Genomic DNA, 23,596 nt, shown 5'->3' on the forward strand with positions numbered 1-23,596 from the left:
AATAGGAGTCGGGCGTGAGAAATGCAACCGAAATGGAACGGTGTTTTATTTTATTTTCAGGCAGCACGAGGCTGCCTGAAACAGAGCGTTTATTCGCCTCGCAGGTGTTGCACCGTCAGGTCAGCCAGGGAGTTTAGCTTCACGTCGGCAAGCGCAAAACGGGGATCGTGTCGGCCTTCTTCAGCAGGAACGACAATGGAACGCATCCGCGCAGCTTTAGAGGCCACCATGCCGTTAACGGAATCTTCCAGCGCCACGCAGGTTAGCGGGTCAAGACCGAGCTTAGCGGCACAATCCATATACACCTGGGGATGGGGCTTACTGTAGGGGAGCTTTTCCGCAGAGGACAGCGCATCGAAACTGTCACGCAGCTCGAACATAGTGAGCACTTTTTCCAGCATGTGCAGCGGGGAGGCGGAGGCCAGTCCCACCTTCAGCCCCTGCGCCTTGCACAGAGCGACAGCTTCACGGACGCCCGGCAGCAGCGGCCTGGACTCTTCCACCAGCGCAATGGCGCGGCTGATAATGCGGGCGGTGACCTCATCGCGATCCGGGCCCACCCATGGCTGATGGGCATACCACAGGTCAACCACCATATCGATACGCAAGCCCAGCGTATCCGGAAGTTCATGGCGGCGGCTGATATCGACGCCGAGGCTGGCCATGACGTCCAGTTCAGCACGATCCCAGAGCGGTTCGGAATCGATCAGTAATCCATCCATGTCAAAAATAGCGGCAAGAATTTGGCGCGGTGTCGACATCACAACGTCTCCTTATTAAGGGTGTACGACAGACGATACGTGCTAAGTACAATCTGCAATTTAGCATATTGCCTTTAAAGATCGGGCGAAAATGACGGTCAGGAGGTAGACTTAGCCACAAATAACGCGTCTTTATGAAGAGGAACTGATGACGTATCAACAAGCTGGACGCATTGCTGTCTTAAAACGGGTTGCTGGCTGGGTGATTTTTATTCCTGCCGTTATTTCTACGCTGATTTCTGTGCTCAAGTTTATGTACGATCACAGCGAAAAACAGCCGGGTATCAATGCGGTCATGCTTGATTTTGCGCATGTCATGATTGAGATGATGCGTTTCAACACGCCATTTTTGAATATCTTCTGGTTCAACTCGCCCACGCCGGACTTTCACCAGCAGCTGAATATCGGGTTTTGGGTGATTTATGCGCTGATTTTTATCGCCATGGCGTTACAGGCGTCAGGCGCACGCATGAGCCGTCAGACCCGTTTTTTACGTGAAGGGGTGGAAGACCAGATGATTCTGGAACAGGCCAAAGGCCCGGAAGGGATGACGCGTGAGCAGATCGAGTCCCGCATCGTGGTGCCGCGTCACTCTATCTTCCTGCAAATCTTTCCGCTCTATGTCCTGCCGGTGATCATTATTGTGGCGGGCTACTTCTTTTTCTCACTGCTCGGCTTTTTATAATCACAGGGTGGCCTGAGGCCACCCGTCCTGCCTTCACGCGGCCAGCACGCGCTCAAGCGCCCGCTGTGCGTTCACCAGATGCTCACCCCCAAACAGGATTGCGCGGTTCATCAGGGTATAAAGCTGATACACTGGCTGACGGTCGAGGAAGCCCTGCGGTAAGGGGGAGATTGACTGATAACCGTCATAAATTTGTGGCGGCTGCTCGGGGTGCAGGGGCAGCATGGCGAGGTCGCACTCTCTGTCGCCCCAGTAGCAGGCCGGATCGTATATATACGGCCCATTGGGGCCCAGCGCGCAGTTATCGGACCACAAATCGCCGTGCAGCAAAGAAGGCTGAGGCTGATGAGAGGCCAGGCGCTGCTGTATATGCTCGACGATAGCATCAATGTTGCCAAATTCGAGGCCTTTCTCGGCGGCGAGCTCAAGCTGCCAGCCGATACGCTGCTCGGCAAAAAAGGTCGACCAGCGGCGTTGCCAGGCATTCGGTTGTGGTGTGGTGGAGAGATCATTATCAAAGTCGAGACCAAACTGCGGCTGGTCGCTCCATTGATGCAGGCGCGCTATCTGCTGTCCCAGAATAAACGCATTGTGGGCATCCAGCGGACGGGCAGGGAGATATTCCATCACCAGAAAGCTGTAGTCGCGGTCGCTGCCCACGGCCAGCACCTCCGGGACGGTGACCGTTTTGCTGCGCGACAACAGTTCCAGTTGATCGGCTTCGGCGGTGAAAATCGGGAGCAACTCTCGCTCGTCGCATTTTACGAAGAGATCGCGCCCTGAGTAGCGTATATGCCATGCGGCGTGGATCTCTCCGCCTGGCAGTTCGTTACGCAGTTCAATTTCACCTTCGCCCAGTTGTTCACGTAAAAGATGACTGATAGCCTGCCACATGATCTCTCTCCCATGTTGTCTGCCAGATCATAAAGTTAGCGCATAACTGCGGTAAAAAAATACGAACTAACGCACACCTGAGCGGTTTACCTTCATGCAGGGCACTTATTGTTCTTTTTTCTGCCAGGTTTCCCAGGTATCCACATCAATTTCGGCAGGTTTATCTGTCACGCTCTCAGCCAGGCTTTCCGCCAGCGCGCGAACCTCCTCTTCGCTGAGGGCGCTTATCAGGCCGAATGCCAGCGTGCCTAAATCATGAATATTGCCTTCTTCATCCGTCAGCGTGAGCAGGAAATTGGCCCGGGTAAAGGCGTTGTTAAGCTCATTCAGCTCGGTCAGCGACGCTTCATGAATGTTGACGGTAACGACGTAGCGGGTGATGTCACCACTGCTCATAATTCACCTCATTGTTATCATGAAAGTTTTCTTAGCATAGTCGATAGTGTGTGTTTGGCGACTTTGCACTGCATTTCCCCTTCAGCGCGAAGGGGAAAGCGGGTTAATTTCGGGACAGGTAATCGACAATTTTTTGCGTATCGGCCAGCGAACACAGCCGCGTTCCCTGGTTGATGGTTGCCGCGCTACCTGCCGCCACGCCGTAGCGTGTCATCTCCAGCAGCGTCGCGCCCTGCGCCAGTTTTAGCGTCATTGCCCCAACCATGCTGTCGCCTGCGCCTACGGTGCTCTGGCTTTTCATCGGCGGCGGGACAACCTGCACTGACCCCGTTTCATCCACGGCCAGCGCCCCCTGCGGGCCAAGAGAGACCACTACGCGCCGCGCTTTACCCGTGCGCACCAGCTCCTGGGCCGCGCTGCGCACATCATCCGGCTGAGTAAGTTCGCGGTTAACCAGCGCGCTCAGCTCTTTCTGGTTTGGTTTGACCAGCTCAAGATTGCCCGGCTCTAACGCTGCCTGCAACGCCTCGCCGCTGCTGTCTACAATACAGCGGATGCCGCGCTGCTGTGCGGCCCGAATGAGCGCCGTCAGCTTTTCCGTACTGACACCGGGTGGCAGACTGCCGCTGATGACCAGCAGTGAACCGCTTTCAATCGTCAGCACTTTCTCTTCAAGCTGACGGAACTCGTCGTCGCTCAGTCTGGCGCCTGGCATCACAAAGCGATATTGCTCTCCGCTGGACTCCACGTGCACGTGCAGATTTTGACGCGTCCAGTCTTTGGCCTCGACCGTCTCCACGGCGACCTGTTCATCAGCCAGCAGAGAGACAAGATGTTCGCCGGTGGCTCCGCCTGCGGGGAATATCGCCGTGGCTTTCCCACCGAGATGGGTGATGGCGCGTGCCACGTTGATCCCTCCGCCGCCGGGCTCAAACACCGGGGCACTGCAGCGGAGTTTACCTTCCGGGTAAATCTGCGGCGTGAGGGTGGCGGAATCGAGAGAAGGGGAGAGCGTCAGAGTGTAGATAGAAACCATCATTACCTCCTTTTAGCGTGGGTTCCTTTTAGTCTGGCACCATTTGGCAGGAAGGCAATGTAAATAACAGTATGATTTTCAATATGAATAATGACAAAGCGAAGGCTAAGCGATATATAAAATAAAACGCATTTTGGGATCGTTCTTATTCAAAAAATGAAATAAGAAAACATTGCTATGTTATTTGCGGCTTTTTATAATTTGTTACCTTTCTCTGGACGCCTTGTCATTGATCCTCAAGAAAGTTTCCGGGACCGTGTGGTCTCTTTTTTTGTTGTACGGACTCCTTAATAAAATGAAGCTTTTGAAGACAGTGCCCGCTGCACTGATGCTGGCGGGTGGCGTGTTTGCGGCTATGAGCGCAACCGCTGATGATTCCGTTTTTACTGTCATGGACGATCCCACCGCGGCGAAAAAACCTTTTGAAGGTAATTTGAACGCCGGGTACCTGGCGCAATCCGGTAACACGAAAAGCTCCTCTCTGACGGCGGATAGCACGTTGACCTGGTACGGTAACACCACCGCCTGGTCTCTGTGGGGAAACGCCAGCAACACCTCCGCTAACGATGAACGCTCCTCCGAGAAATACGCGGTAGGTGGACGTAGCCGTTACAACATGACTGACTATGACTACCTGTTTGGGCAGGCAAGCTGGCTGACTGACCGCTACAACGGCTATCGTCAACGCGATGTCTTCACCGCAGGTTATGGTCGTCAGTTCCTGAACGGTCCGGTTCATAGCTTCCGCTTCGAATTCGGTCCGGGTGTCCGTTATGACGAGTTCACCGACGGCGATACCAAAACGCAACCGCTCGGCTATGCGTCTGGCACCTACGCCTGGCAGATGACCGACAACACGAAGTTCACCCAGGGTGTTTCTGTGTTTGGCGCCGAGGACACAACGCTGAATTCTGAGACAGCGCTGAATGTGGACATCAACGAACACTTTGGCCTGAAAGTGGCCTATAACGTGACCTGGAACTCTTCGCCTCCAGAGACTGCGCCGGATCATACCGACCGCAGAACCACCGTTTCACTGGGCTATAAGATGTAATGCAGACGGGCCGATTATTTCGGCCCGTTTTTTATTTTCAGAAACTGTGCTGTTTTATATTAAACGCTGTTTTAAAATAATTGGCCCACAAAAATCTTCTTAATTTCTTCATAATTCATCCTGGCCAGACCGCAGTCTGTTTATTTGACACAAATTGATAATAACCAGGCGAGGCAAAAGGATGAACCAGCGTTATACTCAATACACAGGCATTTATTTGCCTTGAGAAGTATTGCATGTCTTCAGAAAGAGAATAATAGTATGAAAAAAATCAAAAATACTGCTGCAGCTATGGTGCTTTCTGCACTTTCGTTTGGTGTATTCGCTGCAGATGATGCCAGTCAGGTTGGAATGACTCACGCTTCTGACGTTGAAGCCGGGTCAAACATCGCGCCGGGCGCGCCGTCTACCGGTCAATCAATGAATGACGCGTTTGATGTACATAAACTGGTAGCAGGTGAATGGTCCTGACAGGTAATTGTGTACGCCATTATTCCACCTGTATTTCGCCTTGACGAAAAACAGGTGGAATATCGATAACGTGTTTTATTCTGTCCGCCGTTGCGTCAAATTCCCGCTTAGCCCCAAATCATCGCCGCCCAACGCAATAGCAGCATTGCACCGCAGATGGCAATTAAGACCAGCACCATTTTCCAGTGTTTGACGGCAAATCGTTTTGTTGGCATAACCTAATCCTTGTCTGTTGATGCCTTCAGTCTATCAAAATACGCGCTGTCGGGGACAGAAGGTTATGCCACATCATCGGTTGGGCTAGAACCAATGAAATCTCTCGGCAAGGATCAACGCTAAACCGGCAGCAGAAAGTATATTCAATATCACTACGGTTCTACTGGATACATTCATGTGATGCCTCATGGCTGTGTCAGGACCTGTTCAAGAATAGCTCAACAATCGGGTATTGCGAGCTCTGGCAGGCGAACGTGCCCTCATACGTTCAAACTGGTCGCAGAGGGTGCATACGCCCTGTCATTAGTGTTACCATTAGAAAGCCTGCCGTAAACCGGCATTATTCTGATTTTGGCAGGTGCAGGATGACGAGCCAATTTGACGATTGTTGGTCAGATGGTGTCGTAATCTCTTGTTAAACTATGATTATTTTCTTTGTATATGCTCTTATGTGTGGGGCATCACTGCAAATAAGGATATAAAATGCCTGTAATTACTCTTCCTGATGGCAGCCAACGCCATTTCGACCACGCCGTTAGCCCAATGGATGTTGCCCTGGACATCGGTCTTGGACTCGCGAAAGCGACCATCGCGGGCCGTGTGAACGGTGAGCTGGTTGATGCATCCGATCTGATCGAAAACGACGCGCAACTCTCTATCATCACCGCAAAAGATGAAGAAGGTCTGGAGATCATTCGTCACTCCTGTGCGCACCTGTTAGGTCATGCCATCAAACAGCTGTGGCCAAACACCAAAATGGCGATCGGCCCGGTTATCGACAACGGCTTCTACTACGACGTTGACCTTGACCACACCCTGACCCAGGAAGATATCGACGCGCTCGAGAAACGTATGCACGAGCTCGCCGAAACCAACTATGACGTCATTAAGAAGAAAGTCAGCTGGCACGAAGCGCGTGAAACCTTCGTGAAGCGTGGCGAGAGCTATAAAGTCTCTATTCTTGATGAGAACATTGCTCATGATGACAAGCCTGGCTTGTATCATCACCAGGAATACATCGACATGTGCCGCGGGCCGCACGTGCCGAATATGCGCTTCTGCCATCACTTCAAACTGATGAAAATTGCTGGCGCCTACTGGCGTGGCGATAGCAACAACAAGATGTTGCAGCGTATTTATGGTACCGCGTGGGCAGATAAAAAAGCCCTGAACGCCTACCTGCAGCGCCTGGAAGAGGCGGCGAAGCGTGACCACCGTAAAATCGGTAAACAGCTTGATCTGTACCATATGCAGGAAGAAGCACCGGGTATGGTCTTCTGGCATAACGACGGCTGGACTATTTTCCGTGAACTGGAAACCTTCGTGCGTTCCAAGCTGAAAGAGTACCAGTATCAGGAAGTGAAAGGTCCGTTCATGATGGACCGTGTGCTGTGGGAAAAAACCGGCCACTGGGACAACTACAAAGATGCGATGTTCACCACCTCTTCTGAGAACCGTGAATACTGCATCAAGCCAATGAACTGCCCGGGCCACGTTCAGATCTTTAACCAGGGTCTGAAATCTTACCGCGATCTGCCGCTGCGTATGGCAGAGTTCGGTAGCTGCCACCGTAACGAGCCATCAGGTGCGCTGCACGGTCTGATGCGTGTTCGTGGCTTTACGCAGGATGATGCGCATATCTTCTGTACTGAAGATCAGGTACGTGATGAAGTTAACGCCTGTATTCGTATGGTCTACGATATGTACAGTACCTTTGGCTTCGAGAAGATCGTGGTCAAACTCTCAACGCGTCCGGAAAAACGTATCGGTAGCGATGAGACCTGGGATCGTGCAGAAGCGGATCTCGCCGTGGCGCTGGAAGAGAACGGAATTCCGTTTGAATACCAGCTGGGTGAGGGCGCCTTCTACGGTCCGAAAATTGAATTTACCCTGTATGACTGTCTCGACAGAGCTTGGCAGTGCGGCACAGTACAGCTGGACTTCTCCCTGCCTCAGCGTTTAAGCGCCTCTTACGTTGGCGAAGACAACGAGCGTCAGGTCCCTGTAATGATTCACCGTGCTATTCTTGGTTCTCTGGAGCGCTTCATTGGCATCCTGACCGAAGAGTTCGCGGGCTTCTTCCCAACCTGGCTTGCGCCGGTGCAGGTAGTGGTCATGAACATTACCGATTCTCAGGCGGATTACGTTAAAGAATTGACGCAGAAACTACAAAATGCGGGCATTCGCGTAAAAGCAGACTTGAGAAATGAGAAGATTGGCTTTAAAATCCGCGAGCACACTTTACGTCGTGTCCCGTATATGTTGGTCTGTGGTGATAAAGAGGTGGAAGCAGGCAAAGTTGCCGTTCGCACCCGCCGTGGTAAAGACCTGGGCAGCCTGGACGTAAGTGAAGTGATTGAGAAGCTGCAACAAGAGATTCGCAGCCGCAGTCTTCAACAACTGGAGGAATAAGGTATTAAAGGCGGAAAACGAGTTCAAACGGCACGTCCGAATCGTATCAATGGCGAGATTCGCGCCCAGGAAGTTCGCTTAACAGGTCTGGAAGGCGAGCAGCTGGGGATTGTGAGTCTGAGAGAAGCAATCGAAAAAGCTGAAGAAGCTGGAGTAGATTTAGTTGAAATCAGCCCTAACGCCGAACCGCCAGTTTGTCGTATCATGGACTACGGCAAGTTCCTTTATGAAAAAAGTAAGTCTTCTAAGGAACAGAAGAAGAAGCAAAAAGTTATCCAGGTTAAGGAAATTAAATTCCGTCCTGGTACCGACGATGGCGATTATCAGGTAAAACTCCGCAGCCTGATTCGCTTTCTGGAAGATGGCGATAAGGCCAAGATCACACTGCGTTTCCGCGGTCGTGAAATGGCCCACCAACAGATTGGTATGGAAGTGCTTAACCGCGTCCGTGACGATCTGAGTGAACTGGCAGTAGTCGAATCCTTCCCTACGAAGATCGAAGGCCGCCAGATGATCATGGTGCTCGCTCCTAAGAAGAAACAGTAAGGCCTTCAAGCAGCAAAATCTGTGGAGCCTTCGGGCCTCATAGGTTTTGCTCGCCTATGTTTCGTTTATTTAACAATGCGAAGTGGAAGTTATTAAAATGCCAAAAATTAAGACCGTACGCGGTGCTGCTAAGCGCTTCAAAAAAACCGGTAAAGGTGGTTTTAAGCACAAGCACGCTAACCTGCGTCACATTCTGACTAAGAAAGCTACCAAGCGTAAACGTCACCTGCGTCCAAAAGCCATGGTTTCTAAAGGCGATCTGGGCCTGGTTATCGCGTGCCTGCCGTACGCATAAGTCGTTAACGTTTAACTTTTTTAACTTAGAATAGATACAGGAGAGCACACATGGCTCGCGTAAAACGTGGTGTAATTGCACGTGCACGTCACAAGAAAATTTTGAAACAAGCTAAAGGCTACTACGGTGCGCGTTCACGCGTATACCGCGTTGCCTTCCAGGCTGTTATCAAAGCAGGTCAGTACGCTTACCGTGACCGTCGTCAGCGTAAGCGTCAGTTCCGTCAACTGTGGATTGCGCGTATCAACGCAGCAGCACGTCAGAACGGTATTTCTTACAGCAAATTCATCAACGGCCTGAAAAAAGCCTCTGTTGAAATCGACCGTAAGATCCTGGCTGACATCGCAGTATTCGACAAAGTCGCGTTCACCGCGCTGGTCGAAAAAGCGAAAGCAGCACTGGCATAAGCCAGTTGAGAGAGGGGGCCTGGCTCCCTCTTTTCATATACCCGTCATACTTCAAGCTGTACCTGCGTTGGCTGCGTTCGTTCCGAATTATTTAGGGTATAACCTTATCAGAAGATTGACTTTTATCCGTGCAGGCTTTTCAATAAGGTCTTAACGGTTTTTACCACACAAGGTAACGCAAGCATGAATGCTGCTATTTTCCGCTTCTTCTTTTACTTTAGCACCTGACTTCAGGAGGCTAGCGCGTGAAAGATGAAACGAAAAACAGCGCCAGATAAGCCTCCCGATGGAGGCTTTTTTTGTGCCTGAATTTGAGAGAATACGTCCACCAAATCGGTGTCTGTACCGACATAATGAGGAAAATCATGTCACATCTCGCAGAGCTGGTTGCCAGTGCAACAGCCGCCATTAATCAGGCCTCAGATGTTGCCGCGTTAGACAATGTCCGCGTCGAATATCTGGGTAAGAAAGGGCATCTGACCCTTCAAATGACTACCCTGCGTGAGTTGCCGCCGGAAGATCGCCCGGCAGCCGGTGCGGTGATAAACGAAGCCAAAGAGCAGGTGCAACAGGCTCTGAACGCGCGTAAAGCGGCGCTGGAAAGTGCCGTGCTGAATGCGCGTCTGGCGGCAGAGACGATCGATGTTTCTCTGCCTGGGCGCCGTATCGAAAACGGTGGCCTGCATCCGGTGACCCGCACCATCGATCGTATTGAAAGTTTCTTCGGTGAGCTCGGCTTTACCGTGGCGACTGGCCCGGAAATCGAAGATGATTACCATAACTTCGACGCTCTGAACATTCCAGGCCATCATCCGGCACGTGCTGACCACGACACTTTCTGGTTCGACGCCACCCGTCTGCTGCGTACTCAGACCTCCGGCGTACAGATCCGTACCATGAAGGAGCAGGAACCCCCAATCCGTATCATTGCACCGGGCCGCGTGTACCGTAACGATTACGATCAGACCCACACCCCAATGTTCCACCAGATGGAAGGACTGATCGTTGATAAAAACATCAGCTTCACCAACCTGAAAGGCACGCTGCACGACTTCCTGAACAACTTCTTTGAGGAAGATCTGCAGGTTCGTTTCCGTCCGTCCTATTTCCCGTTCACCGAACCGTCTGCGGAAGTGGACGTGATGGGCAAAAATGGCAAATGGCTGGAAGTGCTGGGCTGCGGCATGGTGCATCCGAACGTACTGCGCAACGTGGGTATCGACCCGGAAGTTTACTCCGGCTTTGCGTTTGGGATGGGCATGGAGCGTCTGACCATGCTGCGTTATGGCGTGACCGATTTGCGTGCATTCTTCGAAAACGATCTGCGTTTCCTCAAACAGTTTAAATAAGGGCAGGACAGAACAATGAAATTCAGTGAACTGTGGTTACGCGAATGGGTGAACACCACGCTGGACAGCGAAGCGCTTTCCAACCAGATCACCATGGCGGGTCTGGAAGTTGACGGTGTAGAGCCGGTTTCTGGCGCCTTCACCGGCGTGGTTGTGGGCGAAGTGGTTGAATGTGGTCAGCATCCTAACGCTGACAAATTGCGCGTCACCAAAGTTAATGTGGGTGGCGATCGTCTGCTGGATATCGTCTGCGGCGCGCCAAACTGCCGTCAGGGCCTGAAAGTGGCCGTGGCGACTGTCGGCGCTGTGCTGCCGGGCGATTTCAAAATTAAAGCGGCCAAACTGCGCGGCGAGCCGTCTGAAGGCATGCTGTGCTCGTTCTCCGAGCTGGGTATTTCCGACGATCACAACGGCATTATTGAACTGCCGCTGGATGCGCCAATCGGCACCGATATCCGCGAATACCTGAAGCTCGATGACAACACCATCGAAATCAGCGTGACGCCAAACCGTGCGGACTGCTTAGGGATTATCGGCGTGGCCCGCGATGTTGCGGTGCTGAACCAGACCGAACTGAACGCGCCGGAGATCGTCCCGGTTGCTGCTACCATCAGTGACGTCCTGCCTATTCAGGTAGACGCGCCTGAAGCCTGCCCACGCTACCTCGGTCGTGTGGTGAAAGGTATCAACGTCAAAGCGCCAACCCCGCTGTGGATGAAAGAAAAACTGCGTCGCTGCGGTATCCGTTCTATCGATGCGGTTGTTGACGTGACCAACTATGTTCTGCTGGAACTGGGCCAGCCAATGCACGCGTTCGATAAAGATCGTATCGACGGCGGGATTATCGTGCGTATGGCGAAAGAGGGTGAAACCCTGGTTCTGCTGGACGGCAGCGAAGCAAAACTGAATGCCGACACGCTGGTGATTGCCGATCACGGTAAGGCGCTGGCGATGGGCGGGATCTTCGGTGGCGAACACTCTGGCGTGAACGATGAAACGCAAAACGTTCTGCTGGAATGTGCCTTCTTCAGCCCGCTCTCTATTACCGGTCGTGCGCGTCGTCATGGTCTGCACACCGATGCCTCTCACCGCTACGAGCGCGGCGTTGACCCGGCGCTGCAGTACAAAGCGATGGAACGTGCGACCCGTCTGCTGATCGACATCTGCGGCGGCGAAGCGGGCCCGGTTATTGATGTAACCAACGAAGACACCCTGCCGAAGCGCGCGACCATCACCCTGCGTCGCAGCAAGCTGGATCGCCTGATTGGCCACCACGTTGCCGATGCACAGGTCACCGATATTCTGAAGCGTCTGGGTTGCGACGTGACGGAAGGGCAGGACGAGTGGAAAGCCGTTGCGCCGTCATGGCGTTTCGACATGGAGATTGAAGAAGATCTGGTGGAAGAAGTGGCCCGCGTCTACGGCTACAACAACATCCCTGACGAGCCGGTACAGGCCGGTCTGGTGATGGGCTCCCACCGTGAAGCCGATCTCTCCCTGAAGCGTGTGAAAACCATGCTGAACGACAAAGGTTATCAGGAAGTGATCACCTACAGCTTTGTCGATCCTAAGCTGCAGCAGCTGATCCATCCAGGCCAGGAGGCGCTGATCCTGCCAAGCCCGATCTCCAGCGAGATGTCGGCAATGCGCCTGTCTCTGTGGACCGGCCTGCTGGGCACGATTGTCTACAACCAGAATCGTCAGCAAAACCGTGTGCGAATTTTCGAAAGCGGTTTGCGCTTTGTGCCGGATAATCAGGCAAATTTAGGCATCCGTCAGGATCTCATGCTGGCTGGCGCCATCAGCGGTAATCGCTATGAAGAGCACTGGGACCTGGCAAAAGGCACGGTTGATTTCTACGATATGAAGGGCGATCTGGAAGCGATTCTCGATCTGACCGGTAAATTATCTGAAATTGAATTCCGTGCAGAAGCCATTCCGGCGCTCCATCCGGGCCAAAGTGCGGCTATCTATTTAGCGGGCAAACGCATTGGTTTTATTGGCGTTGTTCATCCTGAGCTGGAACGTAAACTGGACCTGAACGGCCGTACCATCGTGTTTGAGCTGGAATGGAGTCCGGTTGCAGACCGCGTGATTCCACAGGCGCAGGACGTCTCTCGCTTCCCGGCAAACCGCCGTGATATCGCGGTTGTGGTCGCTGAAAACGTGCCTGCAGCAGATATTTTGGCCGAGTGTAAGAAAGTTGGCGTAAATCAGGTAGTTGGCGTAAACTTATTTGACGTGTACCGCGGCAAGGGCGTAGCAGAAGGTTTCAAGAGCCTCGCTATCAGCCTTATCCTTCAGGATACCAGCCGTACACTCGAAGAAGAGGAGATTGCCGCTACCGTCGCCAAATGTGTAGAGGCATTAAAAGAGCGATTCCAGGCATCATTGAGGGATTGAACCTATGGCGCTTACAAAAGCTGAAATGTCAGAATATCTGTTTGATAAGCTTGGGCTTAGCAAACGGGATGCCAAAGAGCTGGTAGAGCTGTTTTTCGAAGAGATCCGTCGTGCTCTGGAAAATGGTGAGCAGGTAAAACTCTCCGGCTTTGGCAATTTTGATTTGCGAGACAAAAACCAACGTCCGGGCCGTAACCCGAAGACGGGGGAAGATATTCCCATTACAGCCCGCCGCGTGGTGACCTTCAGACCCGGACAGAAGTTAAAAAGCCGTGTCGAAAACGCAACGCCCAAAACAGAGTAATATGAACTAACTAAAAAGGCCGCTCTCGCGGCCTTTTTTCTTTGCTCTCGCTGGCAAACCCGCCGTAAAATCAATTACATCTCACGCTAATAAAACCGTACACATGCTTGATTTTGCCCATCGCCAACAGCGTTCCGATCGACGCCGCCTGCTTTTGCTGGTACTGCTGCTTTTTGTTGCCGCCGGTTTCAGCCTGTGTGCCGGCGACCAGTGGCTAAGCCCGGTACGCTGGTTTGGTCCTGAAGGGCAGCTTTTCGTCTGGCAAATTCGTCTGCCGCGCACGCTGGCGGTGATCCTGGTCGGTGCCGCGCTGGCGCTCTCAGGCACCATTATGCAGGCGTTGTTTGAAAACCCTCTGGCAGAGCCGGGGCTGCTCGGTGTCTCAAATGGCGCCGGTGTAGGGCTGATTGCCGCGGTGATGCTCGGCGGTGGGGCGCTTTCCCCCTGGGGCGTTAGCCTCAGCGCCATTCTCGGGGCATTGCTGATCACCCTTATTCTCCTGCGCTTCGCACGACGCCATTTATCAACCAGTCGGCTGCTGCTTGCCGGGGTTGCGTTGGGGATCATCTGCAGCGCGTTGATGACCTGGGCGGTCTACTTCTCCACCTCGTTCGATCTGCGTCAACTGATGTACTGGATGATGGGCGGGTTTGGCGGCGTAGACTGGCGGCAGGGCTGGCTGATGGTGCTGCTGGTCCCGGTCATACTTTGGGCGGGCGTGCAGTCGCAGCCGCTGAATATTCTCGCTCTTGGTGAAACCTCAGCCCGCCAGCTCGGGATGCCGATTGGCGTCTGGCGCAACGCGCTGGTGATTGCAATCGGCTGGCTGGTGGGAGTGAGCGTGGCGCTGGCGGGGGCGATTGGCTTTATCGGGCTGGTTATCCCGCACATGCTGCGTCTGTGTGGCATCACCGACCATCGAATCTTACTTCCCGCCTCGGCAGTGGCCGGTGCGGCAACGCTGCTGGTGGCGGATATCATCGCCAGGCTCGCCCTGAACGCCGCTGAGTTGCCCATCGGTGTGGTCACCGCCACGCTGGGCGCGCCGGTGTTTATCTGGCTACTATTAAAAGCTGGACGTTAAATCGATAACCTGAGGAAATGCTATGCAGTCTGATATTCTGAATACCGAAGTGACCACCATCGACGGGGACAAAACCACCCTGGAACGCTACAAAGGCAACGTGTTGCTCATTGTGAACGTGGCCTCCAAATGTGGTCTGACGCCGCAGTACGAGCAGCTGGAGAACATTCAGAAAGCCTGGGAGAAAGACGGCTTTACCGTGCTGGGCTTCCCGTGCAATCAGTTCCTGGGTCAGGAGCCGGGCAGCGAAGAGGAGATCAAAACGTTTTGCAGCACCACCTATGGCGTGACGTTCCCGATGTTCAGCAAAATTGATGTGAATGGCGAAAATCGTCACCCGCTGTATGCCAAACTGGTGGCCGCCGCGCCGACCGCCGTGGCACCGGAAGGCAGTGGCTTTTACGAGCGTATGGCCAGCAAAGGGCGAGCACCGCTCTATCCGGACGACATCCTGTGGAATTTCGAAAAATTCCTGATTGGTCGTGACGGCCAGGTCGTTCAGCGTTTTTCTCCGGATATGACGCCTGAAGATCCTATCGTCATGGAGTCAATCAAGCTGGCGCTGGCGAAATAATGACGCAGCTGATGCAGCTCACGGACGTTGCCGAGACGGGGCGTCTGGAGCCGGTGACGGCGGCCATCCGTGCAGGTGAAATCCTGCATCTGGTGGGGCCGAACGGGGCAGGGAAGAGTACGCTGCTGGCGCGCATGGCGGGGCTGACAGTCGGGCCAGGCTCGATCACCTTGCTCGATAGCCCCCTTGGTGACTGGTCGGCGGTCGCGCTGGCGCACCGGCGGAGCTACCTTGTTCAGCAGCAGGTCCCGCCGTTTGCGATGCCGGTCTGGCACTATCTGATGCTGCATCTGCACGATAAACAGCAGACCGCGCTGCTCACCGAAGTGGCGGCAGCGTTGGGGTTAGAGGACAAACTTTCCCGGCATGCCAGCCAGCTTTCCGGTGGCGAGTGGCAGCGCGTCCGTCTGGCGGCGGTGATCCTTCAGATCCATCCGGCGGGCAACCCTCACGGGCGACTGTTGTTGCTGGACGAGCCGATGAGCGGTCTGGACGTGGCGCAACAGGCGGCGCTGGACACGCTCCTCAGCGCACTGTGTCGACAAGGCATTGCCGTGGTGATGAGCAGCCATGACCTGAACCATACGCTGCGCCATGCGCACAGCGTCTGGCTTCTGGCGTGCGGGAAGATGATCGCCAGCGGCACGCGCGATAGCGTCCTTACGCCGCCAAATCTCGCTCGTGCTTACCATATGCCGTTCCGCAGGCTGGATATCGAAGGGCATAAGATGCTGATTTCTACCGCACACGAGTAACCGTTTCTTGCCTGTTAGCGCCATTGCACGCTAAATTACGAAAAGAATAAAAAAAGCAGAGGATTCGTCTGGACATGCGATTCTGGTTTCTCATGGTGGCAGCGTTATTTCTTGCGGGATGCAGTAGCCATCGCGCACCGCCGCCTAACCCACGACTTTCAGATTCAATCACCGTGATTGCCAGCCTGAACGATCAGCTGAGCAACTGGCGCGGGACACCGTATCGCTACGGTGGCATGAGTCGTGGTGGGGTGGATTGCTCCGGCTTTGTGCTGATGACGTTCCGGGATAAGTTTGATTTGCAGCTTCCGCGCGAAACGCGCAAACAGGCTGAAATCGGTACCGAAATTGATAAAGATGAGTTGTTACCCGGCGACCTGGTTTTTTTCAAAACCGGCTCGGGTGAAAGTGGTCTGCATGTTGGCATTTATGATACGGATAACCAGTTTATTCATGCCTCGACCAGTCGTGGGGTGATGCGTTCTTCGCTCGATAATGTTTACTGGCGTAAAAATTTCTGGCAGGCACGACGTATTTAGTCCGCCACCGACCACGCATTTCTGACGGCATGGCACAATTAAACCATGCCGTTTTTTTGCAAATAAGATGATTAAAGTTAAATTTACAACAAATTACTTATGTCCTTATGTGTCTGTTTTATCTAAAACTGGCTATTACGCAGCAACCAGGATAAGATTATTTTAGATTCAGGGATAAATCTGAAAATTAATACGGATCTAATGAAATTAAACTTATTAAAATCAAGACAGTGGAATTGTGTCAGCAATTGCTCCAGGATGTCCTCTCTCATCTTTAATGCGGGGCGAGTGCAATGATTATTACGTTAGATAATGCCTACCAGTCTGAACTGTTGCTCCAGCCTGCCCGCAATAATGCCGGTGAGCTTAAAGGATTAGAGGTGACGGTTAACTTTACTGGCGTCGGCAGCGATGTACGGATCCCCACTGAACTCGTTATCCCACGTCTGACACCGGCAGAAGAGTTAGCGCTGTTTCAAGAAAAACTGCAATTGCTTGATACCTGCAAACTGTTTTTTATTCAGCATCAGTTAATTGCATGGATCAATATTACACCTGTAATAGTTGAGTTTTTATTAAGTAATGGGAACGCTGTTTCAATACTTGAGCGTTATCCGTTTCTTGAGTTTACTGTTAATGAGAATTATCCAGGTTTAAATAACGGAAAAGACGATCCTGAACTGGCGAGAATGGCGATTCATTTTCCGCTGGTACTGGCAAACTTTGGTGCCGGTGAAGCCTCGCTTAAAGCCGTTTATGATGGTTTGTTTAAACGTGTCATTCTGGACAAAGGGTTTATCCAGCAGCACGCGGCAGCGCTTTCTTTTGAGCCCTTTATGCGTGCTATTCTGTGGCAAATAACGTCACATTGTCAGTCTGTGCTCGTCGCCGGTATTGACGATCATGCCCTGTTGCAGCGCGTTTTATCCTTCAACTTTGGTGCCATGCAGGGGGCGCTGTGGCCTGCCGTAACTGCAGAGCGCGTCACCACGCTGGTTCAGTGATAACCCTTTCTTTCGCCCGTGTTTAAGTCCGGGTAAACCCTCTACACTAAAAGCAGGAGGACTTATGACCCTGTCTTTTACTGCGCACTGGCATGACGAGTTGCCGGGTTTTTATACCGCACTCAAACCAACACCATTACATCATTCCCGTCTTGTCTGGCATAACGATTCGCTGGCGAACGACCTGGCTATCCCACCGGAAATGTTCCAGCCTTCAGACGGCGCGGGCGTCTGGGGAGGGGAAACGCTGCTCGATGGCATGCAGCCCCTCGCTCAGGTCTATAGCGGACACCAGTTTGGCGTCTGGGCGGGACAGCTGGGGGACGGCCGTGGGATCCTGCTCGGCGAACAACAGCTTCCCGGCGGAGAGACGGTCGACTGGCACCTGAAAGGGGCGGGTCTCACACCCTATTCACGCATGGGCGACGGGCGCGCGGTACTGCGCTCAACCATTCGTGAAAGTCTGGCGTCGGAAGCGATGCATGCGCTGGGTATTCCCACCACGCGCGCGCTGACGATAGTGACCAGTGACACCCCGGTGGTTCGCGAAACGGTAGAGAAAGGCGCGATGCTGATGCGCATTGCGCAAAGCCATCTGCGTTTCGGCCATTTTGAACACTTTTATTATCGCCGCGAGCCGGAAAACGTACGCCAGCTTGCCGATTACGCCATCCGACGGCACTGGCCGCAGTTACAGGACGAGGCCGACAAATACCACCTCTGGTTCCGGGATGTGGTTGCCCGCACGGCAATCATGATTGCCCGCTGGCAGTCCGTAGGCTTTGCTCATGGCGTGATGAACACCGACAACATGTCAATTCTGGGGCTGACCTTTGATTACGGTCCGTTTGGTTTTCTCGATGACTATCAGCCGGGGTATATCTGCAACCACTCGGACTATCAGGGGCGCTACAGCTTTGACAATCAGCCGGCGGTGGGGCTGTGGAATCTGCAGCGTCTGGCGCAATCCCTGTCGCCGTTTATCGACGTTGATGCCCTGAATGATGCGCTCGACGGCTATCAGGAGATATTGCTGCGCGAATACGGCACGCTGATGCGCAACAAGCTGGGGCTGATGACGCAGGAGAAGGGCGATAACACTATTCTGAATGGCTTGTTTGCGCTCATGGCGCGTGAGGGCAGCGACTATACCCGTACCTTCCGTATGCTCGGCCAGACAGAGCAGCATAGCGCCGCCTCACCGCTGCGCGATGAGTTTATCGACCGACAGGCGTTTGACGACTGGTTTGCCACTTACCGGGCGCGCCTGCAACAAGAGCAGGTGGATGACGCGACCCGGCAGGCGCAGATGAACGCGGCGAACCCGGCGATGGTCTTGCGCAACTGGCTGGCGCAGCGGGCGATTGAGCAGGCGGAGCAAGGTGAGTATGCGGAATTACACCGGCTGCACATAGCGTTGCGCACGCCGTTTGCCGACCGGGACGACGATTATGTCAGCCGCCCGCCTGACTGGGGCAAGCGGCTGGAGGTCAGCTGCTCAAGCTAATGTTATGGCCGGGAAGCACAGGTTTGCCCGGCCGATACGTCACTGGGCGACCCACCCGCCGTCCATATTCCACGCAGCGCCCCGCACGTGCACGGCGCTGTCACTACATAAAAACAGCGCCAGTTCACCCAGCTGTTCTGGCGTAACAAACTCTCCTGATGGCTGTTTCTCCGCAAGCAACTGCTCGCGCGCCCGATCCGCAGGCACCCCTTCTGCGATACGTTTGTCGATCTGCTGCTGAACCAGCGGCGTAAGCACCCATCCCGGGCAGATGGCGTTAGCGGTAATACCGGTGCGGGCAGTCTCCAGCGCCAGGGATTTTGTAAAACCGACCACCCCATGCTTGGCGGCGACATAGGCTGACTTCTCTTTCGATGCCACCAGCCCATGCACGGAGGCGATATTAATGATGCGTCCCCAGTTTTTCTCGCGCATTGCAGGCAGCGCCAGTCTGCTGGTGTGAAACACCGACGACAGGTTAATGGCAATAATGTCGTTCCATTTCTCCACCGGGAACGTCTCAACCGGGGCGACATGCTGTATCCCGGCATTATTGATAAGAATATCCACTCCGCCGAACTGCGTGTCGGCGTAGCGCATCATCGCGTCGATTTGCAGGGTGTCACGCAGATCTGCATCGTGATAGCCCGGTTTTTTCCCCAGCCGGGCGATCTCTTCTCTTGCTGCGTCACTGTCGCCAAAACCGTTGAGGATCAGCTGCGCTCCGGCCTTTGCCAGTACGCGGGCGATGCCCAGACCAATACCGCTGGTCGAGCCGGTCACCAGCGCCGTTTTACCGTTCAGATTCATTTTATTCTCCTTACACAATGCCGGTGAGATAGAACACGGCAATGACAAAAAGCACCGCCAGACTTTTGATGATCGTGATGGCGAAAATACCGCCATAGGCCTGACGATGGCTAAGACCAGTGATGGCCAGCAGCGTAATCACCGCGCCGTTATGGGGGAGTGTATCCATGCCACCGCTGGCCATAGAAGCCACCCGGTGCAGGACCTCCAGCGGAATATTCGCGGCATGGGCGGCGGCGACAAAGCTGTCTGCCATGGCCGCCAGCGCAATGCTCATCCCACCTGAAGCCGAACCGGTGATCCCGGCGAGAACGGTTACGCTGATCGCTTCATTCAGTAACGGGTTCGGAATAGCCGCCAGCGCGTGGGATAAGACCAGAAAGCCGGGCAGGGCGGCGATAACTGCACCGAAACCATATTCCGAGGCGGTATTCATCGCCGCCAGGATCGCGCCGCTCACTGCCGTCCGACTGCCTTCCGCCAGACGTCCCCGGATGTTGCGAAAGCCAAAGAACAGCACCAGCACGATACCGGAAATCAGCGCGGCTTCCACGGCCCAGATGGCGGTGATCTTGCTGACCTCGGTCACAATCGGCTTTGCCAGTCCGGGCAGGGTCAGCTCGTGGCTGGTGCCATACCAGCCGGGGATCCAGCGGGTAAACAGCAGGTTGAGGATCCCCACCACCAGCAGGGGGGAAATCGCAATCAGCGGATGGGGAAGGTTAATGTTGTCCGGCGTTTCCGGTTCGTTTTTCAGACCCGTGCCGTAACCTTCATTGTTATTGAGCGCTTTCCGCCGCTGGCGCTCCAGCCAGAGCAGGCCAAAGCAGATAATAAACAGCGAGCCAATCAGCCCCAGCCAGGGGGCAGCCCAGGCATTAGTGCCGAAGAAGCTGGTGGGGATAATATTCTGGATCTGCGGCGTGCCGGGCAGGGCGTCCATGGTGAACGAGAACGCCCCCAGCGCCACGGTCGCCGGGATCAGCCGTTTGGGGATCCCGCTCTGGCGAAACAGTTCGGCGGCGAAAGGATAAACGGCAAACGCCACCACAAAGAGCGACACGCCGCCGTAGGTTAACAGCGCGCAGACCAGCACAATCACCGGAATGGCGTGGCGGCGGCCAAGGATTTGAATCGCTGCGGCAACAATGGATCGTGAGAAGCCGGAGAGTTCAATCAGCTTGCCAAACACGGCGCCCAGCAGGAACACCGGGAAGTAGAGCTTGACGAAGCCCACCATCTTTTCCATAAACAGGCCGGTAAACGTCGGGCCGACAGCGCCCGGGTCGGTTAACAGCACGGCACCCAGCGCCGCAATGGGCGCAAAAAGAATAACACTATATCCGCGATAGGCCGCCAGCATCAGCAGCGCCAGCGCCGCCAGGGCAATTAACACACTCATTGCGACTCCTTACTGTTGTTATATTCGGGTACTCACGAGAGGTTTAACGCTCGACGGTCAGCGCAATGCCTTGCCCGCCGCCTATGCACAGAGTGACCAGCCCTTTTTTGGCGTCACGGCGCTGCATCTCATGCAGCAGCGTCACAAGGATCCGACAGCCGGATGCACCAATCGGATGGCCCAGCGCGATAGCGCCACCGTTAACGTTCACCTTGCGCGCATCCCAGCCAAGCAGGTTACCAACCGCCAGCGCCTGCGCGGCAAAAGCTTCGTTGGCTTCGATGAGATCCACCTCATCCAGCGTCCAGCCTGCCCGCGCCAGCGCGGTCTGGCAGGCGCTGACGGGGCCGATGCCCATTACGGACGGGTCGACCCCGGTAACGGCGTAGCTCACGATCCGGCCCAGCACCGGTAGTCCGCTCGCCCGCGCTTTTTCTTCGCTCATCATCAACACCGCGGCGGCGCCATCGTTCAGGGTGGAGGCATTCCCCGCCGTGACCGTGCCGTCCTCCTGGCGAAACGCGGGGCGCAGTTGCGCAAGCTGTTCTGCGGTGGTTCCTGGCCGGGGTTGTTCGTCATGACGAATCACCAATGGCGGCTTCTTGCCCTGTTTCACCGTTACCGGGGTAATCTCGGCCTCAAAGCGAGCAGATTCGATGGCAGACGCCGCCTTTTGCTGTGACCCGGCGGCGAAGGCATCCTGCTGTTCGCGTGAAATGCCGTACTGCCGGGCGACGTTTTCCGCAGTGATCCCCATGTGGTAATCGTTAAACGCATCCCACAGGCCGTCGACGATCATGCTGTCCTGCAGGCCCGTGTGGCCAAAACGCAGCCCGGAACGGGCGCCATCCAGCAGGTAAGGGGCATTGCTCATGCTCTCCTGACCGCCCGCGATCACCACCTCTGCGTCTCCACAGCGGATAGCCTGTGCCGCAAGCTGTACCGCCTTCAGCCCCGCGCCGCAGACCAGATTGACCGTGGTGGCAGGGGTACTGACGGGCAGCCCGGCGGCGAAAGCCGTCTGACGTGCCGGGTTTTGTCCGCAGCCTGCCGTCAGCACCTGCCCAAAAATCAGTTCGTCTGTGTCACCTGCCGAAAGCGAGCTCTCCTCAAGCAGGCGGCGCACCGCGACAGCACCAAGTTCAACGGCGGAAAGGGGAGAGAGCGAACCGCGAAAACTGCCAATCGGCGTTCGCGTTGCCCCGACTATCATGACGTTTTTCATGTTGAGTCCTCAGCTAAAGCGCATTTCGCGAACGTCGTCCGCCACGATGATTTTTCCGGCAGTTTTGCTGACGATCTCGTCAATGCCGACGCCGGGGGCGTATTCACGCAGAATGAACGCACCGTCTTTAATTTCCAGCAGGGCCAGGTCGGTTAACACCCGGCGGATGCAGCCCACGCCGGTGAGCGGTAGCGTGCAGCGCGACAGCAGTTTGGACTCACCGCTCTTCGACGCGTGGGTCATCACGACAATGATGTTCTGCGCCCCGGCGACAAGATCCATGGCGCCGCCCATGCCTTTCACCATCTTTCCGGGGATCATCCACGAGGCGATGTTGCCTTCCACGTCCACCTCAAACGCCCCGAGCACCGTGAGGTCGACGTGACCCCCCCGGATCATGGCGAAGGACTGGGCCGAGTCGAAAATGGCGGCACCGGTTCGTGCGGTAACGGTCTGCTTACCAGCGTTAATCATGTCGGCATCAAGGCTCTGCGCATCGGGAAATTCCCCCATCCCCAGCAGTCCGTTTTCTGACTGGAGCATCACGTCCATGCCGGCCGGGATGTAGTTCGCCACCAGCGTCGGGATACCGATCCCCAGGTTGACGTAGTAACCGTCGCGCAGCTCGCGGGCGACGCGCATGGCCATCTGTTCGCGGGTTAACATGGTCAGACTCCCTCTGCGCGCAGCGTGCGCTGTTCAATGCGTTTCTCAAACTGGCCGACAATCAGCCTGTCGACGTAAATTCCCGGGGTGTGAATGGCGGACGGCGGCAGCTCACCCGGCGGGACAATCTCTTCCACCTCCACCACGGTTATCCGTCCTGCGGTGGCCATCAGCGGGTTGAAATTTTGCGCGGTGTGGCGGTAGATGACGTTGCCGTACCAGTCCGCTTTCCAGCCTTTGATCAGCGCAAAATCGCCTGTAATGGCCTCTTCAAGGATGTAGTGCTTACCGGCAAACTGACGTACCTCTTTCCCGGCGGCCACGGGCGTGCCATAGCCGGTGGCCGTGTAAAATGCCGGAATACCGGCCCCGCCCGTGCGCACCTTTTCGGCCAGCGTGCCCTGGGGCGTCAGCTCAACCTCCAGCTCGCCGCTCAGCACCTGCTGTTCGAACAGCGCGTTCTCGCCGACGTAAGACGCCACCACCTTCCGCACCTGGCGCGTCTCCAGCAGCAGCCCGAGCCCGAAACCATCCACGCCGCAGTTGTTCGATACCACCGTCAGGCCCTGCACCTGACGGCGTTTGACTTCCGCAATCAGATTTTCAGGAATACCGCACAGGCCAAAGCCGCCCGCCAGCAATGTCATCCCGTCCGCCAGCCCCTCCAGCGCCTGCGCATAGCTGCCGACGCGTTTATCCAGTCCTGCCATAGCCATCCCTCCTGTTGTCCGTGGCGGTATCATTGGGGGCGACGACTCTTTTGTTAATTTTGAATTTGTGACTCACTCATTTGGTTTTTTT

At 54.9% G+C, this 23,596-nt stretch carries 28 protein-coding genes and 1 other annotated feature; of the genes, 17 read left to right on the forward strand and 11 right to left on the reverse strand.

The annotated features are described in order from the left end of the window. Positions 1-89: 89 nt before the first annotated feature. Positions 90-761 carry a hexitol phosphatase HxpB gene (gene hxpB, locus ACQG2G_RS08825; RefSeq protein ID WP_061771519.1) on the reverse strand — a complete coding sequence of 224 codons (672 nt, stop codon included), beginning with the start codon at positions 759-761 and terminating at the stop codon, positions 90-92. Between the two features lie 148 nt (positions 762-909). Between hxpB and ACQG2G_RS08830 the strand changes: the two genes are divergently transcribed. Next, positions 910-1,446: a YniB family protein gene (locus ACQG2G_RS08830; RefSeq protein ID WP_013097011.1), complete on the forward strand. Its 537-nt coding sequence runs from the start codon at positions 910-912 to the stop codon at positions 1,444-1,446. Positions 1,447-1,479: 33 nt separating this feature from the next. Here the strand turns inward: ACQG2G_RS08830 and ACQG2G_RS08835 are convergent, their stop codons facing one another. The 3 genes from ACQG2G_RS08835 to pfkB form a co-directional block, all read right to left on the reverse strand. Continuing rightward, the gene (locus tag ACQG2G_RS08835; protein ID WP_013097010.1) at positions 1,480-2,340 is read right to left on the reverse strand and encodes a fructosamine kinase family protein; all 861 of its coding nucleotides are present in this window, start codon (positions 2,338-2,340) and stop codon (positions 1,480-1,482) included. Between the two features lie 105 nt (positions 2,341-2,445). Continuing rightward, on the reverse strand, positions 2,446-2,736 hold the full coding sequence (gene ghoS, locus ACQG2G_RS08840; protein ID WP_013097009.1) for a type V toxin-antitoxin system endoribonuclease antitoxin GhoS: 291 nt from the start codon (positions 2,734-2,736) through the stop codon (positions 2,446-2,448). A gap of 103 nt (positions 2,737-2,839) precedes the next feature. Beyond that, positions 2,840-3,772 (reverse strand): 6-phosphofructokinase II, encoded by a 933-nt coding sequence (gene pfkB, locus ACQG2G_RS08845; protein WP_020688369.1) that lies wholly within the window; start codon positions 3,770-3,772, stop codon positions 2,840-2,842. Between the two features lie 295 nt (positions 3,773-4,067). Here pfkB and ACQG2G_RS08850 point away from each other — a divergent pair, with 295 nt between their 5' ends. Both ACQG2G_RS08850 and ACQG2G_RS08855 read left to right on the forward strand, forming a co-directional pair. Next, positions 4,068-4,826 (forward strand): DUF481 domain-containing protein, encoded by a 759-nt coding sequence (locus ACQG2G_RS08850; RefSeq protein ID WP_013097007.1) that lies wholly within the window; start codon positions 4,068-4,070, stop codon positions 4,824-4,826. Positions 4,827-5,087: 261 nt separating this feature from the next. Then, on the forward strand, positions 5,088-5,297 hold the full coding sequence (locus ACQG2G_RS08855; protein ID WP_023620708.1) for a hypothetical protein: 210 nt from the start codon (positions 5,088-5,090) through the stop codon (positions 5,295-5,297). A 107-nt stretch (positions 5,298-5,404) separates the two neighbouring features. Here the strand turns inward: ACQG2G_RS08855 and yniD are convergent, their stop codons facing one another. After that, on the reverse strand, positions 5,405-5,512 hold the full coding sequence (gene yniD, locus ACQG2G_RS08860; RefSeq protein ID WP_008500658.1) for a small membrane protein YniD: 108 nt from the start codon (positions 5,510-5,512) through the stop codon (positions 5,405-5,407). Between the two features lie 85 nt (positions 5,513-5,597). Beyond that, positions 5,598-5,702, reverse strand: a complete 105-nt coding sequence (yncL, locus tag ACQG2G_RS08865) for a stress response membrane protein YncL (protein WP_071829997.1) — start codon at positions 5,700-5,702, stop codon at positions 5,598-5,600. A gap of 294 nt (positions 5,703-5,996) precedes the next feature. Between yncL and thrS the strand changes: the two genes are divergently transcribed. The 14 genes from thrS to selO all read left to right on the forward strand — a co-directional run bounded on the left by thrS (position 5,997) and on the right by selO (position 18,692). After that, positions 5,997-7,925 carry a threonine--tRNA ligase gene (thrS, locus tag ACQG2G_RS08870; RefSeq protein WP_348595869.1) on the forward strand — a complete coding sequence of 643 codons (1,929 nt, stop codon included), beginning with the start codon at positions 5,997-5,999 and terminating at the stop codon, positions 7,923-7,925. 3 nt (positions 7,926-7,928) lie between these two features. Further along, positions 7,929-8,471 (forward strand): translation initiation factor IF-3, encoded by a 543-nt coding sequence (gene infC / locus ACQG2G_RS08875; protein WP_023616141.1) that lies wholly within the window; start codon positions 7,929-7,931, stop codon positions 8,469-8,471. A 97-nt stretch (positions 8,472-8,568) separates the two neighbouring features. Beyond that, positions 8,569-8,766, forward strand: coding sequence for a 50S ribosomal protein L35 (gene rpmI / locus ACQG2G_RS08880; RefSeq protein WP_001124225.1), 198 nt, complete (start codon positions 8,569-8,571; stop codon positions 8,764-8,766). 50 nt (positions 8,767-8,816) lie between these two features. Beyond that, complete coding sequence (gene rplT, locus ACQG2G_RS08885) at positions 8,817-9,173, forward strand: 50S ribosomal protein L20 (RefSeq protein ID WP_000124850.1); 357 nt, start codon at positions 8,817-8,819, stop codon at positions 9,171-9,173. A 178-nt stretch (positions 9,174-9,351) separates the two neighbouring features. Beyond that, positions 9,352-9,476, forward strand: a sequence feature (Phe leader region). Beyond that, complete coding sequence (gene pheM / locus ACQG2G_RS08890; protein WP_001386830.1) at positions 9,357-9,401, forward strand: pheST operon leader peptide PheM; 45 nt, start codon at positions 9,357-9,359, stop codon at positions 9,399-9,401. It overlaps the preceding feature by 45 nt. A gap of 62 nt (positions 9,477-9,538) precedes the next feature. Then, positions 9,539-10,522, forward strand: coding sequence for a phenylalanine--tRNA ligase subunit alpha (pheS, locus tag ACQG2G_RS08895; RefSeq protein WP_020688366.1), 984 nt, complete (start codon positions 9,539-9,541; stop codon positions 10,520-10,522). Between the two features lie 15 nt (positions 10,523-10,537). Then, entirely contained in the window at positions 10,538-12,925 is a 2,388-nt protein-coding gene (gene pheT, locus ACQG2G_RS08900; protein ID WP_045295826.1) for a phenylalanine--tRNA ligase subunit beta, read from the forward strand. 4 nt (positions 12,926-12,929) lie between these two features. Beyond that, a complete protein-coding gene (gene ihfA / locus ACQG2G_RS08905; RefSeq protein ID WP_013097001.1) occupies positions 12,930-13,229 on the forward strand; it encodes an integration host factor subunit alpha in 300 nt (99 codons plus the stop codon). Between the two features lie 103 nt (positions 13,230-13,332). After that, on the forward strand, positions 13,333-14,313 hold the full coding sequence (btuC, locus tag ACQG2G_RS08910) for a vitamin B12 ABC transporter permease BtuC (RefSeq protein ID WP_061771988.1): 981 nt from the start codon (positions 13,333-13,335) through the stop codon (positions 14,311-14,313). 22 nt (positions 14,314-14,335) lie between these two features. Continuing rightward, a complete protein-coding gene (locus ACQG2G_RS08915) occupies positions 14,336-14,887 on the forward strand; it encodes a glutathione peroxidase (RefSeq protein WP_020688363.1) in 552 nt (183 codons plus the stop codon). Next, positions 14,887-15,642 carry a vitamin B12 ABC transporter ATP-binding protein BtuD gene (gene btuD, locus ACQG2G_RS08920; RefSeq protein WP_236276562.1) on the forward strand — a complete coding sequence of 252 codons (756 nt, stop codon included), beginning with the start codon at positions 14,887-14,889 and terminating at the stop codon, positions 15,640-15,642. Before ACQG2G_RS08915 ends, btuD begins: the two co-directional genes overlap by 1 nt. 74 nt (positions 15,643-15,716) lie before the next feature. Further along, on the forward strand, positions 15,717-16,181 hold the full coding sequence (locus ACQG2G_RS08925; RefSeq protein ID WP_023620702.1) for a C40 family peptidase: 465 nt from the start codon (positions 15,717-15,719) through the stop codon (positions 16,179-16,181). A 293-nt stretch (positions 16,182-16,474) separates the two neighbouring features. After that, positions 16,475-17,185 (forward strand): EAL domain-containing protein, encoded by a 711-nt coding sequence (locus tag ACQG2G_RS08930; protein ID WP_020688361.1) that lies wholly within the window; start codon positions 16,475-16,477, stop codon positions 17,183-17,185. A 64-nt stretch (positions 17,186-17,249) separates the two neighbouring features. Further along, the gene (gene selO / locus ACQG2G_RS08935) at positions 17,250-18,692 is read left to right on the forward strand and encodes a protein adenylyltransferase SelO (protein WP_058684486.1); all 1,443 of its coding nucleotides are present in this window, start codon (positions 17,250-17,252) and stop codon (positions 18,690-18,692) included. Between the two features lie 39 nt (positions 18,693-18,731). On the opposite strand, the gene ACQG2G_RS08940 is transcribed toward selO, so the two are convergent. Genes ACQG2G_RS08940 through ACQG2G_RS08960 form a run of 5 tightly spaced genes read right to left on the reverse strand, consistent with a single transcriptional unit; the run spans position 18,732 to position 23,505 of the window. Further along, the gene (locus tag ACQG2G_RS08940) at positions 18,732-19,502 is read right to left on the reverse strand and encodes a 3-hydroxybutyrate dehydrogenase (RefSeq protein WP_336340446.1); all 771 of its coding nucleotides are present in this window, start codon (positions 19,500-19,502) and stop codon (positions 18,732-18,734) included. A gap of 10 nt (positions 19,503-19,512) precedes the next feature. Continuing rightward, positions 19,513-20,904 carry a GntP family permease gene (locus ACQG2G_RS08945; protein WP_038980281.1) on the reverse strand — a complete coding sequence of 464 codons (1,392 nt, stop codon included), beginning with the start codon at positions 20,902-20,904 and terminating at the stop codon, positions 19,513-19,515. 43 nt (positions 20,905-20,947) lie between these two features. Further along, positions 20,948-22,129 (reverse strand): acetyl-CoA C-acetyltransferase, encoded by a 1,182-nt coding sequence (locus ACQG2G_RS08950; RefSeq protein ID WP_095427187.1) that lies wholly within the window; start codon positions 22,127-22,129, stop codon positions 20,948-20,950. Positions 22,130-22,138: 9 nt separating this feature from the next. Further along, the gene (locus ACQG2G_RS08955; RefSeq protein ID WP_020688356.1) at positions 22,139-22,795 is read right to left on the reverse strand and encodes a CoA transferase subunit B; all 657 of its coding nucleotides are present in this window, start codon (positions 22,793-22,795) and stop codon (positions 22,139-22,141) included. 2 nt (positions 22,796-22,797) lie between these two features. After that, the gene (locus ACQG2G_RS08960; protein WP_348595868.1) at positions 22,798-23,505 is read right to left on the reverse strand and encodes a CoA transferase subunit A; all 708 of its coding nucleotides are present in this window, start codon (positions 23,503-23,505) and stop codon (positions 22,798-22,800) included. Between the last annotated feature and the right edge of the window lie 91 nt (positions 23,506-23,596).

Origin of the sequence: Enterobacter cloacae complex sp. 382A5 (genome assembly GCF_050031095.1) — a bacterium.
GTDB lineage: Bacteria > Pseudomonadota > Gammaproteobacteria > Enterobacterales > Enterobacteriaceae > Enterobacter > Enterobacter cloacae.